The following is a 15,773-nucleotide window of genomic DNA, read 5'->3' as shown; positions in this document are numbered from 1 at the left end:
AAAGCGTTATCCCACCGCGCGTATTGTGAGTTTGCCTGAATTGTATCGCATTCCAGAATTGCGTAAAGAAGCGTGGCAAGAAATGCAGTCGCGCTTTTTCCGTTAATGTATTTGCCTGTAATGAGGCGTTCAATTTTATGATTCCTTCTATTGTTATGCGTCTGGCTACTGAGTCAGATTTGCCTGCTATTACCCAACTGGATGCGTTATCTAACCCTTATCCTTGGGGGCGCGGCTTGATTGCCGATGCTCTACAAACACGTAAAAATTGGGTGGTTGAGCTGGGTGATGCGACGCAAAAATCGCTGGTTGGTTGGTTAACGGCATCGGTGGTACTGGATCAATCCGAATTAGAATTAATGGTGGTTGATTGCTCTGTCCGTAGACAAGGGCTGGCCAGAAAGTTGATGATGTCTTGGTTGGAGTCCAGCGCGCAGCAAGCCGTTTGCGAATGCTTGTTGGAAGTCCGAGAATCGAATGAAGCGGCGATCGCCTTGTATGAATCGTTGGGGTTCGAGCAAGTGGGGCGTCGTAAAAATTACTATCAAATAGACAAAAAAGGACAAACAGAGCAAGGTCGCGAAGCGGCGTGCCTGTTTACGTTAACAATCTCCTGTGAAAGAGGCGAACTATGAGCACAGTACTGGTCCCTATTGCCAATGGCAACGAAGACATCGAAGCGATTACTATCATTGACGTATTGCGTCGTGGTGGTGTGGCGGTCACGGTTGCCAGCATTCATGAATCGAAACAGGTCGAAATGGCGCATGGTAATAAAGTTGAAGCCGACGTGTTGCTGACAGACGTTGCGGATCAAATTTTTGATGCGGTTGTGTTGGCGGGTGGCATGCCGGGAGCGGAGCATTTGCGAGATAGCGAACTCTTGATTGATATGTTGGAAAAGCATGACATTCAAGATTCGCTGCTCGCGGCGATTTGTGCGTCGCCAGCGGTGGTGTTCGGGACTCATGGTTTTGTGGTCGACAAACAAGCCACGTGCTATCCCGGTTTTGAGAGTGGTTTAACAGGCGCTGAATATATGCCTAACGAACCTGTGGTGATGGATGGTAATGTCCTGACAGCCAAAGGGCCAGCGACCGCGATGATTTTCGCATTGACGGTGTTAGGCAATCTAAAAGGCTATGAAACAGCACAAAGTGTGGCTGATGGTTTGTTGTGTTAATCGGTGTTGTGTTAATCGGGTTCGATTAGGTTGATATTATTCCTGACTAATAAGTCAAGAAAAAATGTGGTCAAATTGTGTGTTTTTGCCTGTTTTCTCGGCAATTCGGTGGACGCAAAAGCCGTATCAGAGTAGAATTAGGCAGATTTTTTGAACGCGAGTTTCATTGATTATCCATCGATGAAAGAACGGCAAAAACGCAATTTCTTAAAAGCGAGATGAGCCGCCGGTTTGTCTCGCTTTTTTGCAACCTGATAGTCTCTAAATGGGAGGTTCCTTTGGCAACATCAGCGATTCTGGCTCTGGAAGACGGCACTATTTTTAAAGGGGTGTCGATCGGAGCAGATGGCTCCTCAACGGCCGAGGTAGTATTTAACACCTCGATGACCGGTTATCAAGAAATTCTTACTGATCCTTCCTATGCTCGACAAATGGTCACCTTGACCTATCCCCACATCGGGAATACTGGCGTTAACTCTGAAGATGAAGAATCCGATAAAGTGTGGTGTGAAGGTCTGATCATTCGTGATCTTCCTTTGGTTGCTAGCAGCTGGCGTTCAGAAGAGTCTTTAGATTCTTACTTGAAGCGCAAAGGCGTGGTGGGCATTGCCGATATCGATACTCGTAAGCTGACTCGTATTCTACGTGAAAAAGGCGCGCAAGCAGGTTGCATCATGGCGGGTGAAAACCTAGATGAGGCGGCGGCGGTTGCGGCAGCGAAAGCGTTTCCTGGTTTGAAAGGCATGGATCTAGCCAAAGAAGTCACCGTTGAGAAAGCCTATGAGTGGACAGAATCAACGTGGGATCTTGTTGACGGACACACAACGCCAGACTCTTCTGAGTTCCATGTTGTTGCTTATGATTTCGGTGTGAAACGTAACATCCTTCGTATGATGGTTGAGCGCGGTTGCCGCTTGACGGTTGTGCCTGCGAAAACACCAGCAAGTGATGTGTTGGCGCTGAAACCAGATGGCGTATTCCTGTCCAACGGACCAGGTGATCCAGAGCCTTGTGACTATGCTATTCAAGCCATTAAAGAGATTTTAGAGACTGATATTCCTGTCTTTGGTATCTGTCTTGGTCATCAGCTATTGGCATTGGCGTCTGGTGCGAAGACGAAGAAAATGAAGTTTGGTCACCACGGTGCCAACCACCCAGTACAAGCGATCGAAAAAGGCACAGTGATGATCACCAGCCAAAACCACGGTTTTGCGGTTGATGAAACAACATTGCCTGCGAACCTTGTGATGACGCACAAGTCGTTGTTCGATGGTTCTTTGCAAGGCATCGCGCGTACAGATAAGAGCGCCTTCAGCTTCCAAGGTCACCCTGAAGCGAGCCCGGGTCCACACGATGTTGCACCTTTGTTCGATCAGTTCATTGAAAACATCAAAGCCACTAAAGCCTAAAAGTAGGAGCGGAGCGAAATATTATGCCAAAACGTACTGACATAAAAAGCGTCTTAATTTTAGGTGCAGGTCCTATTGTTATCGGTCAGGCTTGTGAGTTTGACTATTCTGGTGCGCAAGCATGTAAAGCACTTCGTGAAGAAGGCTTTCGCGTTATTCTGGTGAATTCAAACCCAGCGACCATCATGACAGATCCAGTGATGGCGGATGCCACTTACATCGAACCAATCGAGTGGAAAACCGTAGAGAAAATCATTGAAAAAGAGCGTCCAGATGCGGTTCTACCGACTATGGGTGGCCAGACTGCATTGAACTGTGCGTTGGATCTTGAACGTCACGGCGTGCTCGAAAAATACAATGTTGAGATGATTGGTGCGACGGCTGACGCGATCGACAAAGCGGAAGACCGTAATCGTTTCGATAAAGCCATGAAGTCCATTGGCCTTGAGTGTCCACGTGCGGGCATTGCTCACAACATGGAAGAAGCGCTTAAAGTTCAAGCGGAAGTAGGCTTCCCTTGTATCATTCGCCCTTCCTTCACCATGGGTGGTACTGGTGGCGGTATCGCGTACAACATGGAAGAGTTTGACGAAATTTGTACTCGTGGTTTGGATTTGTCTCCAACCAACGAATTGCTAATCGATGAATCTTTGATCGGTTGGAAAGAGTACGAAATGGAAGTTGTCCGTGACAAAAAAGACAACTGCATCATCGTTTGTGCGATTGAAAACTTCGACGCAATGGGGGTTCACACGGGTGACTCCATCACGGTTGCGCCAGCACAAACTTTGACAGATAAAGAATATCAAATCATGCGTAACGCTTCTTTGGCGGTATTGCGTGAGATCGGCGTAGAAACGGGTGGTTCTAACGTACAGTTCGGTATGGACCCAAAAACAGGTCGTCTTGTGGTTATCGAGATGAACCCTCGTGTATCGCGTTCGTCTGCGTTGGCATCGAAAGCAACCGGTTTCCCAATTGCAAAAATCGCGGCGAAATTGGCGATTGGTTACACGCTTGATGAGTTGCAAAACGACATCACAGGTGGCCAAACTCCAGCGAGCTTCGAGCCAGCAATCGACTACGTTGTCACTAAGATTCCTCGTTTCACCTTCGAGAAATTCCCAACCGCTAATGATCGTTTAACGACGCAAATGAAATCCGTTGGTGAAGTCATGGCGATTGGCCGTACTTTCCAAGAGTCTTTGCAAAAAGCCTTACGCGGTTTGGAAGTGGGTTCAGACGGTTTCAATCCTCAGTTGGATTTCGCGGAAGAAAACAGCAAAGAGAAATTGGCTTACGAGCTTCAATCTCCGGGTTCTGACCGTATTTGGTACATTGGCGATGCCTTCCGTTCTGGCATGACCGTTGACGAAGTGTATGACGCAACCGGTGTTGATCACTGGTTCTTGGTACAGATCGAAGACTTGATCAAAGAAGAAGCAGCGTTGGCTGATAAAGGCCTTGTCGATATGACCTACGACGTGATTCGTCGTTTGAAGCGTAAAGGTTTCTCTGACGCGCGTCTTGCTAGCCTTTTAAGTGTGACTGAAAAGTCCATGCGTGAACGCCGTTACTTGATGAACGTTCACCCAGTGTATAAGCGCGTGGATACGTGTGCGGCAGAATTTGCCACTAACACCGCGTACATGTACTCAACGTACGAAGACGAGTGTGAAGCGGCGCCAACGGATCGCGAGAAAGTGATCATTCTTGGCGGTGGCCCAAACCGTATCGGTCAAGGTATCGAATTTGACTATTGCTGTGTGCACGCGGCACTAGGTCTACGTGAAGACGGTTACGAGACCATCATGGTGAACTGTAACCCTGAAACCGTATCGACTGACTACGACACTTCTGACCGTTTGTACTTCGAGCCAGTAACGCTAGAAGACGTGTTAGAAATCGTTCGCAAAGAAAAACCAAAAGGCGTTATCGTTCAGTTCGGTGGTCAAACGCCACTGAAAATCGCTCGTGCATTGCAAAACGAAGGCGTGCCAATCATTGGTACAACGCCTGAGTCTATCGACCGTGCAGAAGACCGTGAACGTTTCCAAAGCATGATCCAGCGTTTGGGTTACAAACAGCCTCATAACGCGACTGTGCGCAGCGTTGAGCAAGCGGCAGCGAAAGCGGCTGTTATCGGCTACCCACTTGTGGTTCGTCCATCTTATGTATTGGGCGGCCGCGCGATGGAAATCGTGTACAACGAAAAAGAATTGATGCGTTACATGACCAGCGCTGTGAAAGTGTCTAACGACAGCCCTGTGTTGCTAGATCACTTCTTGAATGCGGCGATTGAGATCGATATCGACTGTATCAGCGATGGTAATCAAGTGGTTATCGGCGGCATTATGCAGCACATTGAACAAGCGGGTGTTCACTCTGGTGACTCGGCGTGTTCTTTGCCACCTTACTCTTTGTCAAAAGAAGTACAGGACGATATTCGTGAGATGATCAAAAATATGGCGCTAGAACTTGGCGTTGTAGGTTTGATGAACACTCAGCTTGCCGTTCAGGATGGTGAAATTTACGTGATTGAGGTGAACCCTCGTGCATCACGTACTGTGCCTTTCGTGTCTAAGTGTATTGGTCGCTCTTTGGCGCAAGTGGCTGCCTTGGTTATGGCGGGTAAGACACTGGAAGAGCTTGGTTTCACAGAAGAAATCATCCCTTCTTACTACAGCGTGAAAGAAGCCGTTTTCCCATTCAATAAGTTCCAAGGCGTTGACCCGATTCTTGGGCCTGAAATGAAGTCTACAGGCGAAGTAATGGGCGTAGGCGATACTTTCGCTGAAGCGTTCGGTAAAGCGGTGCTTGGTGGTGGTACTGAATTGCCAACGTCTGGTTGTGCTTTCATCAGTGTTCGCGATATGGACAAAGAAGGGGCAGTAGACGTTGCGCGTCGCTTGGCTGAGCTAGGGTTTGACCTTGTTGGTACAGAAGGCACGGCGAAATACCTAACTGACCATGGTGTTGATGTTCGCAAAGTGAACAAAGTAAACGAAGGTCGTCCGCACATCGTTGATATGATGAAAAACGGCGAAATCGACTACATTATTAACACCACGTCTGGTACGCAAGCGATTGCAGACTCTTCTGTGATTCGTCGTACAGCATTGCAGCGCAAGGTTTGTTACACTACGACATTGGCCGGAGCTGAAGCTGCTAGTATGGCAATCAGCTTGAAAGGGGAAACCAAAGTCAGAAGACTGCAAGATTTGCACTTGGGGAAATAATGAAAAAAGTACCAATGACGGTTGAAGGTGAGGCTCGTCTTCGTGAAGAGCTAAACCACCTAAAAACCGTCGTTCGTCCTCGCGTAATTGCTGACATCGCAACGGCACGTGAGCACGGCGACTTAAAAGAAAACGCAGAATATCATGCAGCTCGTGAAGAGCAGGGCTTTGCTGAAGGTCGAATTAAAGAGATCGAAGGCAAACTTGCTGACTCACAAGTGATTGATGTGAAAACCATGCCAGCGACTGGCAAAGTGGTTTTTGGTACCACGGTAACCTTGTTTAACGTGGATACTGAAGCAACGGTAACGTACCGCATCGTAGGCGATGACGAAGCGGATGTAAAAGACAAGAAAATCTCTTACGCATCACCGATTGCAAAAGCCATTATTGGGAAACAAGAAGGTGACGAAGTCATCGTTAAAATTCCAAGTGGTGAAGCAACATACGAAATCGAAAGCGTCGAATACATTTAATGTAAAGCGAGCTTTTAAAAACCACGGTACGAAAGTATCGTGGTTTTTTTATGCCTGAATTTTGTGGCATACATACATCAATATGAGTCGAATGATTCGCTTAATCCTTCTAACCCATTAAACGCAGAGCGAGACATTGCTCTTGCTGTACCGGTTCGCGCAGCCATCGCGCATTTATGGTTTGAAACCATCCACCCATTTGAAGATGGCAACGGCCGAGTAGGGCGAGCCATTGCCGAAATGGCATTGGCTCAAGACCTCAACCGACCGCTATTGCTCAGCTTGTCGACGATAATCGAGAAAGACAAAAACGCCTATTACGATGAACTAAACAAAGCCAGCCAATTTAATCTAGATATTACCGACTGGGTGACATGGTTCGTCGACAACGCAGGACCGGATGGCTTTGAAGGCGGACTCAGCGCCAAAAAATACATCAGCATCACCAGTAGCTCCAAAGCCACTGCCACCCTAGACCTCAGCGACTCAGTCGAGAAAGATTGTTTATATCGCCTAGAAGGTGGTGGCAGAAACGCGAGGCATGGATTGGCTATTTGAATGAGCTAATAGCCTAGCTTTCTAAGGTTCAAGTCATTGTAAAATTGACTTCATGTACATTGGCTAAATTTAGATGCTGCTTTGCATGCCAGAGATCATAATTGTCTTGCATAGCTAACCAGCTTTCGGGTGTTCGACCTAATGCTTTTGATAAACGCAAGGCCATTTCTGGTGATACAGCACTTTGACCTTTTAAAACTCGATTCAACGTCGAAGAGGCTACGTCCAGTTGTTTGGCTAAATATCGACAACTTAAGCCTGCTGGTTCAAGATAGACCTCATATATGAACTCACCTGGGTGCGGAGGGTTATGCATACTCATCAGTGGTAGTCCTCATAGTTGAGAATATAAGCATTGCCATCAATAAACTCGAAAGTAATGCGCCAATTACCGTTTACAGTAATAGACCAAATCCCATCACGATCACCTTTTAAGGGATGTAACTTAAAACCGGGTAAATCGATATCATCAATTTCTTGGGCGGTATCAATCGCAGTAAGTTGCATACGTAACTTACCTTTATGCTTTGCTTGAATGCCGGAAGCACTGCCAGTTTCAAAGTACTTCTTAAGGCCTTTGTGTTTAAATGATTTAATCATGTATAAAGTGTAGCGTGATGCGCATCACTACTCAATGAAAAAGATCATGTTATTGACTGTAGCTAAAGCCCCATGAATTTGGAGACTTGGTTTAAAAAGTTGTTTATGTCGCCTAGAAGGTGGTAGCAGGAGCGCTACCTGATTAGGCTGGTTTTACTGATAACTACCTACGGGTGAGTTGTTGATTTGCTTTGGGTGTTTACTTTATACTCAGTGGTACAGAATTAAGTACAGGAAATGAATTGTGGATGCTATCAGTTATACCACTGCTCGGGCTAACTTGGCTAAGACAATGGCTAAGGTTTGTGATGATCACTCGCCAGTGATTATCACGCGCAAAAGTGAGAGCCCAGTTGTGATGATGTCGTTAGAAGATTATGAGGCCATGCAAGAAACGACCTACTTGCTGCGTTCGCCAGCGAACGCCAGAGTCTTGTTGGAGTCTATTGCTGAACTGGAAGCGGGTAAGGGCGTTGAAAGAGAGTTAATTGAGTGAAGCTGACGTTTTCAACCGCGGCTTGGGGTCAATATCTTTACTGGCAGAGCACAGATAAGAAAGTATTAAAGCGGATAAACTTACTAATCAAAGATATTCAACGAGAGCCTTATGAAGGGATTGGTAAACCAGAACCTTTAAAGCATGGTCTTGCAGGTTATTGGTCTCGTCGCATCAATGATGAGCACCGAATTGTTTATAAATATCAAGATGATGCGATTTTGATCGCTCAGTTAAGATATCACTATTAGGTTTTTATTTTAGCTCGTTGCTCGATAATTATTTTCATTAAGCTAAGCGGCGTTTCGATGAGGTAGGCGCTAGTTTCGAGAGAGAGACGCCGCTTAGCTTGGTGTCATGTACAAACGTCTGTGTCGGCCTGAAGGCGCGACTTGCATGAAAGCTTCGCTTTCAGAACCCCTCCCTAACCCTTGAAGAGAAGGGGAGGGTATAAAAACAAAAACACCAGCCGAGGCTGGTGTTTTTGTTAGCGCTGTATAAAAAGCTAAACGGTTAAGCCTGAGCTTTTTGAACGCTTTGATCAGTGCTTGGGTTGAAGCATCTAAGGTACTGTTGTCGCTGTCGCTAACAAGGCGGTTGTAGATGTCGGTACCCAATACTTTGCCTAATTCTACGCCCCATTGGTCGAATGAGTTGATGCCCCAGATGGTTCCTTGTACAAAAGTACGGTGCTCGTAGAGGGCGATCAAGGCACCAACGGTGGCTGGTGTCATTTTATCCGTAAACAGAGTGTTACTAGGACGGTTACCTTGAATTACTTTGTGTGGCGCAACCGCTTCCACTTGATCTTCGCTGGCGCCTGCATCACGCAATTCTTGCTTGGCTTGCTCTAAGGTTTTGCCGACCATTAAGGCTTGCGATTGGCTTAGGCAGTTAGCAATTAAATGAACGTGATGTTCACCAATTGGATTGTGGCTGGTCAGTGGTGCAATGAAGTCCACTGGCACAAGGCGGGTACCCTGATGCAATAGCTGGTGGTAAGCGTGTTGGCCGTTGGTGCCAGCACCGCCCCAGATGATTGGGCCTGTGTCGGTTGCTACGCCGTCGCCATTCAAAAGATTTGCCTTACCGTTACTTTCCATATCAAGCTGCTGGATGTGAGCAGGCATGGCGCGTAGGTAATGGTCGTAAGGAATCAAGGCGTGCGTTTGCGCATTGTGGAAGTTGATATACCACACGCCAAGCGCGCCCATGATGACGGGTAGGTTTTCTTCAAATGGAGCGGTACGGAAGTGCTCGTCCATTTGGTGAGCGCCATCTAACAAGGCATAGAAGTTGTCCATGCCAACGGCAATAGCAACTGGCAAGCCAATCGCAGACCAAAGGGAGTAGCGTCCGCCAACCCAGTCCCACATTGGGAAAATGTTTTCTTCTGCCATGCCAAAATCAACGGCTTTTTTCACGTTGGAACTAACCGCAGCAAAGTGTTTGCTGACGTTGTCTTGTGAGCCTCCGTTGCTTAGGAACCAATCACGCGCCGCGTTGGCGTTTGATAAGGTTTCTAACGTGCCGAAGGTTTTAGACGAAATCACAAAAACCGTGGTTTCTGGGTTCAGTTGCTTCAGTTTGCCGGTGATGTCTGAGCCATCGATGTTGGCTACGAAGTGAACCTTGATGCCGTCTTTTTTGTACGGCGTAAGGGCTTCGGCAACGACTTTGGGGCCAAGGTACGAGCCGCCGATGCCGATGGAGACAACGTCTGTGATAGTTTTACCACTGTAGCCTTTCCATTCACCACTGTGTAGTTGCGCAACAAACTGTTCCATTTGCTTTAGTGTCGCACGCACTTCGGCCAAGACGTTAACGCCGTCGACCATGAGTGTTTCTTGTGCTTGGCTTGCTCGCAACGCAATGTGCAATACGGAACGATCTTCGGTGTTGTTGATGTGCGCACCGCTGAACATGCCTTTGATGGCGCTTTCAAGCCCCGCTTCTTTTGCCAATTCGGTCAGTAGCGAGAGGGTTTTGTCGTTGGCGCGGTTTTTTGCGTAATCCAATGTCCAGCCAGCAGCGTGAGCGCAGTATTTCTCTGCGCGTTGAGCGTCGTCTTCAAACAAGGATGTCATGCTAACAGACGCCATTTCTTGTTGGTGTGCTGTTAGCACCTGCCAAGCAGCCAATTCTGTGGGTGAGCTCATTACAATCTCCCTAGATCTCAAAGTGAATTAAGCAAGTTCAACACGCAAGTTATCGATTAAGCGTGCGCTGCCAAGTTGTGCCGCAGCCAAAATGACTAGGCGTTTCTCTTCCTCTGACGGTGTTTGTAAATTGTCTTGTGCGCGGATTTCGAAATAATCACGACGGAAACCAGCCGCTTCAAGCTTCTGTTGAGCTTGTTCGCGTATGTCCTCGTGACTCGCACGGTTTGCTAGAAGCGCCTCTTTCGCCCATAGCAGGGTTTGATACATTGTCGGTGCAATGCGTCTTTCTTCTTCTGTTAAGTAGCCATTTCGTGAGCTCATTGCTAGGCCATCGTCATTTCGAGCGGTGTCAACGCCGATCACTTTGACATTGGAGCTGAGGTCTCTGACCATGTCTTCGATGACTTTCAGTTGTTGAAAGTCTTTGTTTCCGAATATGGCACAGTCTGGCTGAACAATATTAAACAATTTTGTCACGACGGTAGAAACACCGACAAAATGGCCTGGGCGTGACGCGCCACACAAAATGTCGGATAAGCCCATGACTTCGATTTGAGTCTGGCTGCGTTTGCCGTCTGGGTACATTTCCAAGGCATCTGGTGCGAATAGGTAATCACAACCATTGGCTTCTAGAACTTTTTTGTCTTCTTCTAGTGTCTTGGGGTAGCGCTCTAAATCTTCGTTGGCCGAGAATTGCATCGGATTAACAAAGATTGACGATACAACAACGTCGCCTTCTTCTTTTGCTCTACGGATCAATGACATGTGGCCGTCGTGCAAATTGCCCATCGTTGGAACAAAGGCAATGTGCTTGTCTTGTAGGCGTTCTTTTTTTAGCGCAGCGCGCAGCTCAGCAACCGTGTGAAAAGTGTGCATTATTTGAATCCGTGCTCAAGTCCTGGGAATGTCATGTCTTTTACTTCTTTGACGTAGGCTTCAAAGGCTTCGGTGACATTGCGACCATCGGTTAAGAAATTTTTAACGAATTTGGGTGTGTGGCCTAGGTTGATGCCGAGCATGTCGTGCATGACCAAGACTTGTCCGTCTGTATGATGTCCCGCGCCAATGCCGATAGTAGGGACAGGAACCGCTTCGGTTAATGTTTTACCGAGCTCTGTTGGAATGCATTCGTACAGTAGGATGTCTGCGCCAGCGGCGACAAGATCCAGAGACTCTTGCAGAAGCAAATCGGCGGCGTCTTGGCTTTTGCCTTGGACTTTGTAGCCACCAAATTTATGCACAGATTGAGGTGTAAGGCCTAGGTGCGCACACACTGGAATGCCGCGTTGGCTTAACAGTTTTACTGTGTCTGCGAGCCAGCTGCCGCCTTCCAGTTTGACCATGTTGGCGCCGGCTTGCATGAGTTTTGCGGCGTTATCAAGCGCTTGCTCTGGCTTGCTGTAACTCATAAAAGACATATCCGCGAGAATGAAGGCGTTGGTGTTGCCTCGTTTTACGGCGGCGGTGTGATAGCACATGTCTTCGATGGTAACGGGTAACGTGCTGTCTTGGCCTTGTACGACCATGCCTAAAGAATCCCCGACCAAAATAGTTTCCACACCGGCCACGTTCATGACATTCGTAAACGAGGCGTCATAGCTTGTTAGGCAGGTGATTTTCTCTTTCTCCGCTTTCATTTTTTTCAGCGTAGAGAGGGTTACTGGTTTGGTGAGTTTTCGTTGAGAGTTATCTGAATACATAGTTTATTCTTCTTTGATAAAGACCAAATCACTGGTATCAAGTTGCTGTAACTGCTCGGTAACGGTGTTGCCATTTGTTAAGAGCATATCTGGTGCCAGATCGCTAAGGGGTTTTATAACAAAACCGCGCTCCAACATAAATGGATGTGGGACGGTTAACCTAGGTAGCGCTATTGTTTCTTGGCCATACAATAGCAGATCTAAGTCTAGGGTGCGTGGTCCCCAATGGCGTTCTCTGACTCTGCGCTGCGACTGTTCAATGCTTTGCAGTAGGTCAAGTAGGTCGATAGGGGAAAGGTGTGTGTCGAATGTGGCGACGGCGTTAATGTAGTCTGGTTGGTCTTGAGGGCCAACCGGCTTGCTTCCGTATATAGAAGAGATGCGAACATTGTGCAGGTCGTCGTGATTCTTTAATGTGCTAATGGCGCAATCGAGTTGCGCCATTGGGTTTTCAAGATTGCTGCCAAGACCAATATAAGCGTGTATCAAGACGCATCCTCTTATTCGTCAAAGGTTTCTCTTTGTGGCGATGTGGTATTGCTGTTGCTCTTTCTGCGACGACGTGGACGGCGTTTTTTGGGGCCATCTTTTTCTTTTGCAAATGAGTCGATACTTTTAATAAGGTCCCTTTGCTGGTTTTCTGTGCCGTGCTGGAATTTTTCCCACCAATCGCCCAGTCCATCCAATTCAGTGCCGCTTAACTCACGAATCAATAAGAAGTCAAAAGCAGCACGAAAACGAGGGTGTTCTAATAGCAGAAATGCACGTTTTCCATAGCGTTTTGGTAAGCGGTATTGCATGTCCCAGATTTCACGCATTGGTGTAGAGAATCGACGTGGAATGGCCGTGGAGGCGACTTGGTTGTCCAATACCATGTTGGCCGCCTGGTGCAATGCGGGTGTGGCTGGCATACCTTGCGCTTGAAACTCTTCGTGGCGAAGCGCAACGCTTGGCCATAGCAAAACGGCGTATAGGAAGTAAGGCGCTGTCGTTTTTCCACTTTGGATTCGGTCGTCGGTATTTTTTAGACCTTGCAAAATGAACGCTTCAGGGTCGATGTCATTGCGCTTCCAGCCACTTTGCAAAAGGGCGTCTGTGTCTGGGAATAAATAACGGAATAAGCCGTACTGGCGAAGTAGGGCAAACGTTTCGATGCCATTACCGCTGCCTAACAGTTTTAATACTTCTTCGAATAAACGTGCCGGCGGAATGTGATCCAGCAGGTGAGCCATTTCTTTGATAGGCGCCGCGGTTTCGGCTTCGATTTGAAACCCAAGTTTGCCGGCAAAACGGATGGCGCGGAGCATTCGAACGGGGTCTTCTTGGTAGCGCTGGCGAGCGTCACCAATGATGCGAATTTGTTTGTTTTCAATGTCTTTTAGGCCGCCACAATAGTCGTGGATGCTGAAGTCTTGAACATTGTAGTACAGTGCGTTGAAAGTGAAGTCGCGACGTTCGGCGTCTTCTTCAATGCTGCCATAGACATTGTCACGCAGTACGATGCCATGAGCAGAGCGCGCGGAGTCGAGTCCCTTCAACGATTTTTGTGAGGTGTTTTCAGTTTCATCGTCGTTGTCATCTTGAGCTGTATTGGCTCTGAAAGTAGATACTTCGATGATCTCACGTCCGAAGGTAACGTGAACCAGTTTGAAACGACGACCAATGAGTCTGGAGTTCGAAAAAATACTGTGAACTTGTTCTGGTGTCGCGTTGGTTACAACGTCGAAATCTTTTGGTTCAATGCCAATTAGGTGATCTCGGATACAGCCACCGACTAGGTAGGCGTCATAGCCTGCTTTATTAAGGCGATACAATACTTTGACAGCATTGGGGCTTAAGTCTTGTCGAGATAAGCTGTGCTCGCTGCGAGGTATGATAATAGGGTAAGTCTGTGCCTTTGGGGAGGCGAACAGAGAGGTAGCTTTACGTACCAGAGATTTTAATCCTGTGAGCATTAGACAACAAATTTTAAAGTTAACGAAAAGGGCATTCTACACGTGATGGTACTAAAATTACACGAATAAAGGGGTTGTTTGTTTGAAATTGGTTTGTTGCTGTTGTGAAGAGATGACGGAAGCGATTGGGATTTACAAGAGAGTAAATAAAATAATCGCTTTGGATACATGAAGATACTAGTTCCGAAAACAAAGTGGGTGCTGCTTCTGCAGTTCTACTCAGGTTTTATTTTTATTATTGCATTGTTTTCATTGCCCGAAGGCTTATATATCTAAAAAAATCAATTATCCAAAGCGATTTTCCATCCATGACCTCAAATTTTTATTTTTGTTTGAAGAGGTCACGGTGTTCCTATTTGTTGTTTTTATTCTTAAGAACTCACATACGACGATTAACTTATTTTTATTCTTGGTCAATCTTCTTATCGTTGTGCCATGTATAAGGCATTTGTTGTGCCAAAAAACATAAACTACTGATTTTATTGCCTTTAGGTGTATTTTTGTTCGTTTTCTTTACAAACTCTTGCTTATTTTTTGGGTATTTTGGTATCAAGTGTTACTTTTCTGGTGTTACTTTTTTGGGTATGGCGAGCTTCTGTCGTCTTTCCCAGAGGCTTTTTCTGGATATGCCCAAAGAATGTGCAAGTTGTGTTTCTGTCATCTTGTGTTGGTGCGTAAGAACAAAGTGCTTGAAGTAGTCATCAAGGGTTGTCCCTACTAATGTGTCGCTGTTGTGAGCGCTTGTCTGTCCTTCTGAAGTGTTTGTGTTCTGTTTGCTTGCCAGTTTTAGGTTTGACGCGTCTACGCGCTCTTGAGGGCTTAGAATGACGGCTCGTTCTATGGCGTTTTCAAGCTCTCGAACATTGCCTGGCCAGTCATGCGAACGTATGGCTTTGTCGAAGGCTTTGTTGTACTGGTAAATGGGCTTGTTGTGTTTTTGGCAGGTCTTCTCCAGCAAACTTTTGGCGAGTATGGAAATGTCGTCTCCCCTTGCTCTTAGTGGTGGAAGTAAGAGTTCCATGACGTAAAGTCGGTAGTATAAATCCTCACGAAACAGCCCTTGTTTTACCATGGCCATGAGGTTTCTATGGGTGGCGGTAATGAGTCTGATGTTTACTTTTGTTGATTGAGTGGCACCCACTCTGCGTATCTCGCCTTCTTGCAAAACGCGCAATAGTCTTGCTTGGGCTTCCAGTGGTAATTCGCCTATCTCATCTAGAAATAGCGTGCCTTTGTCTGCCGCGAAGATAAGACCGTCGTGTGCCGCGCTAGCACCAGTGAAAGCGCCTTTTTCGTGGCCGAATAGCTCGGATTCGATGAGGTTTTCTGGAATGGCAGCACAGTTAACACTGATGATTGGGTGATTGTGTCTAAGGCTTAAATTATGAAGCGCTTTGGCAACCAGTTCTTTACCTGTGCCCGATTCCCCTCGAATCAATACGGTTACATCGGTGCCAGCAATCTTGCGCATGTCACTAAAGAGCTCTTGCATCGGCTGACATTGGCCAATGATGCCGCTGCCTTCCGTTCCTAATGTGAGCGTTTCTTCTTTTGGTGTGCGGGACGTGGTGGTTGGGGTCGCTTCGGCTAGGGCTGTTGCGGGATGATCTTGCTGCTCTAGTGCGTTGACGACATGATTCAGTAGCGTTTCTGAGTCGGTTGGAAGCGGAAGGTAGTAAAGGGCTCCTTTTGACATGCTGTTGACGCCAGTGCTAAGGCTGGGCTTTGCGTCCAGAATGATTCTTGGAGGCGTCGATTGAATGTCTGTTTTTTGATCTTTGATGGTGTCGTTATCGATCAGTAAAAGGTGAAACTCAGTAAGCTCGTAATATCGGTTGGCTTGTTCTAATGAGTGGCTTGTATTGACCTGAAAACCATAGCGAGACAGCCACTTTTCGGATTCTTTTAGTGGTGAGTTGTCTGGGCAAATGATCATGATGCTGTGCATGGTGTTGTCACCTCTTGTAACTAGTGTAACGATTATACACAAACGGT

At 47.0% G+C, this 15,773-nt stretch carries 16 protein-coding genes; 8 read left to right on the top strand and 8 right to left on the bottom strand.

All coding sequences use genetic code 11. From position 1 onward, the window contains the following. Window positions 1–137: 137 nt before the first annotated feature. The 6 genes from N5P32_RS17660 (at window position 138) to N5P32_RS17635 (ending at window position 6,865) form a co-directional block, all read left to right on the top strand. A complete protein-coding gene (locus N5P32_RS17660) occupies window positions 138–635 on the top strand; it encodes a GNAT family N-acetyltransferase (protein WP_265727196.1) in 498 nt (165 codons plus the stop codon). Beyond that, the gene (locus N5P32_RS17655) at window positions 632–1,183 is read left to right on the top strand and encodes a DJ-1 family glyoxalase III (RefSeq protein ID WP_265730322.1); all 552 of its coding nucleotides are present in this window, start codon (window positions 632–634) and stop codon (window positions 1,181–1,183) included. Before N5P32_RS17660 ends, N5P32_RS17655 begins: the two co-directional genes overlap by 4 nt. 278 nt (window positions 1,184–1,461) lie before the next feature. Next, the gene (carA, locus tag N5P32_RS17650; RefSeq protein WP_265730321.1) at window positions 1,462–2,592 is read left to right on the top strand and encodes a glutamine-hydrolyzing carbamoyl-phosphate synthase small subunit; all 1,131 of its coding nucleotides are present in this window, start codon (window positions 1,462–1,464) and stop codon (window positions 2,590–2,592) included. A gap of 23 nt (window positions 2,593–2,615) precedes the next feature. Continuing rightward, the gene (carB, locus tag N5P32_RS17645) at window positions 2,616–5,831 is read left to right on the top strand and encodes a carbamoyl-phosphate synthase large subunit (protein ID WP_265730320.1); all 3,216 of its coding nucleotides are present in this window, start codon (window positions 2,616–2,618) and stop codon (window positions 5,829–5,831) included. Then, the gene (greA, locus tag N5P32_RS17640; protein ID WP_265730319.1) at window positions 5,831–6,307 is read left to right on the top strand and encodes a transcription elongation factor GreA; all 477 of its coding nucleotides are present in this window, start codon (window positions 5,831–5,833) and stop codon (window positions 6,305–6,307) included. Before carB ends, greA begins: the two co-directional genes overlap by 1 nt. A 63-nt stretch (window positions 6,308–6,370) precedes the next feature. Further along, a complete protein-coding gene (locus tag N5P32_RS17635; RefSeq protein ID WP_265730318.1) occupies window positions 6,371–6,865 on the top strand; it encodes a Fic family protein in 495 nt (164 codons plus the stop codon). A 28-nt stretch (window positions 6,866–6,893) separates the two neighbouring features. Here the strand turns inward: N5P32_RS17635 and N5P32_RS17630 are convergent, their stop codons facing one another. Both N5P32_RS17630 and N5P32_RS17625 read right to left on the bottom strand, forming a co-directional pair. After that, entirely contained in the window at window positions 6,894–7,187 is a 294-nt protein-coding gene (locus N5P32_RS17630; protein ID WP_265730317.1) for a HigA family addiction module antitoxin, read from the bottom strand. Next, window positions 7,187–7,465 carry a type II toxin-antitoxin system RelE/ParE family toxin gene (locus N5P32_RS17625; RefSeq protein WP_265730316.1) on the bottom strand — a complete coding sequence of 93 codons (279 nt, stop codon included), beginning with the start codon at window positions 7,463–7,465 and terminating at the stop codon, window positions 7,187–7,189. Before N5P32_RS17625 ends, N5P32_RS17630 begins: the two co-directional genes overlap by 1 nt. Window positions 7,466–7,709: 244 nt before the next feature. On the opposite strand from N5P32_RS17625, the gene N5P32_RS17620 reads away from it, so the two are divergent. Continuing rightward, window positions 7,710–7,961: a type II toxin-antitoxin system Phd/YefM family antitoxin gene (locus tag N5P32_RS17620; protein WP_113916061.1), complete on the top strand. Its 252-nt coding sequence runs from the start codon at window positions 7,710–7,712 to the stop codon at window positions 7,959–7,961. Beyond that, entirely contained in the window at window positions 7,958–8,212 is a 255-nt protein-coding gene (locus tag N5P32_RS17615; protein ID WP_265730315.1) for a Txe/YoeB family addiction module toxin, read from the top strand. Before N5P32_RS17620 ends, N5P32_RS17615 begins: the two co-directional genes overlap by 4 nt. 93 nt (window positions 8,213–8,305) lie before the next feature. Here N5P32_RS17615 and pgi read toward each other — a convergent pair whose 3' ends face one another. The 6 genes from pgi to N5P32_RS17585 form a co-directional block, all read right to left on the bottom strand. Then, entirely contained in the window at window positions 8,306–10,120 is a 1,815-nt protein-coding gene (gene pgi, locus N5P32_RS17610) for a glucose-6-phosphate isomerase (protein ID WP_265730314.1), read from the bottom strand. Window positions 10,121–10,147: 27 nt separating this feature from the next. Further along, window positions 10,148–10,999 carry a pantoate--beta-alanine ligase gene (gene panC, locus N5P32_RS17605; RefSeq protein ID WP_265730313.1) on the bottom strand — a complete coding sequence of 284 codons (852 nt, stop codon included), beginning with the start codon at window positions 10,997–10,999 and terminating at the stop codon, window positions 10,148–10,150. Then, on the bottom strand, window positions 10,999–11,823 hold the full coding sequence (panB, locus tag N5P32_RS17600) for a 3-methyl-2-oxobutanoate hydroxymethyltransferase (RefSeq protein WP_265730312.1): 825 nt from the start codon (window positions 11,821–11,823) through the stop codon (window positions 10,999–11,001). Before panB ends, panC begins: the two co-directional genes overlap by 1 nt. A 3-nt stretch (window positions 11,824–11,826) precedes the next feature. Beyond that, window positions 11,827–12,309: a 2-amino-4-hydroxy-6-hydroxymethyldihydropteridine diphosphokinase gene (gene folK / locus N5P32_RS17595; protein ID WP_265730324.1), complete on the bottom strand. Its 483-nt coding sequence runs from the start codon at window positions 12,307–12,309 to the stop codon at window positions 11,827–11,829. A 14-nt stretch (window positions 12,310–12,323) separates the two neighbouring features. Next, window positions 12,324–13,778 (bottom strand): polynucleotide adenylyltransferase PcnB, encoded by a 1,455-nt coding sequence (gene pcnB / locus N5P32_RS17590; RefSeq protein ID WP_265730311.1) that lies wholly within the window; start codon window positions 13,776–13,778, stop codon window positions 12,324–12,326. A 556-nt stretch (window positions 13,779–14,334) separates the two neighbouring features. Beyond that, window positions 14,335–15,726 carry a sigma-54-dependent transcriptional regulator gene (locus N5P32_RS17585; RefSeq protein ID WP_265730310.1) on the bottom strand — a complete coding sequence of 464 codons (1,392 nt, stop codon included), beginning with the start codon at window positions 15,724–15,726 and terminating at the stop codon, window positions 14,335–14,337. Window positions 15,727–15,773 lie beyond the last annotated feature (47 nt).

Origin of the sequence: Marinomonas pontica (assembly GCF_026191375.1) — a bacterium.
Lineage (GTDB): Bacteria > Pseudomonadota > Gammaproteobacteria > Pseudomonadales > Marinomonadaceae > Marinomonas > Marinomonas pontica.
This window is presented reverse-complemented; position numbering and strand designations above follow the sequence as displayed.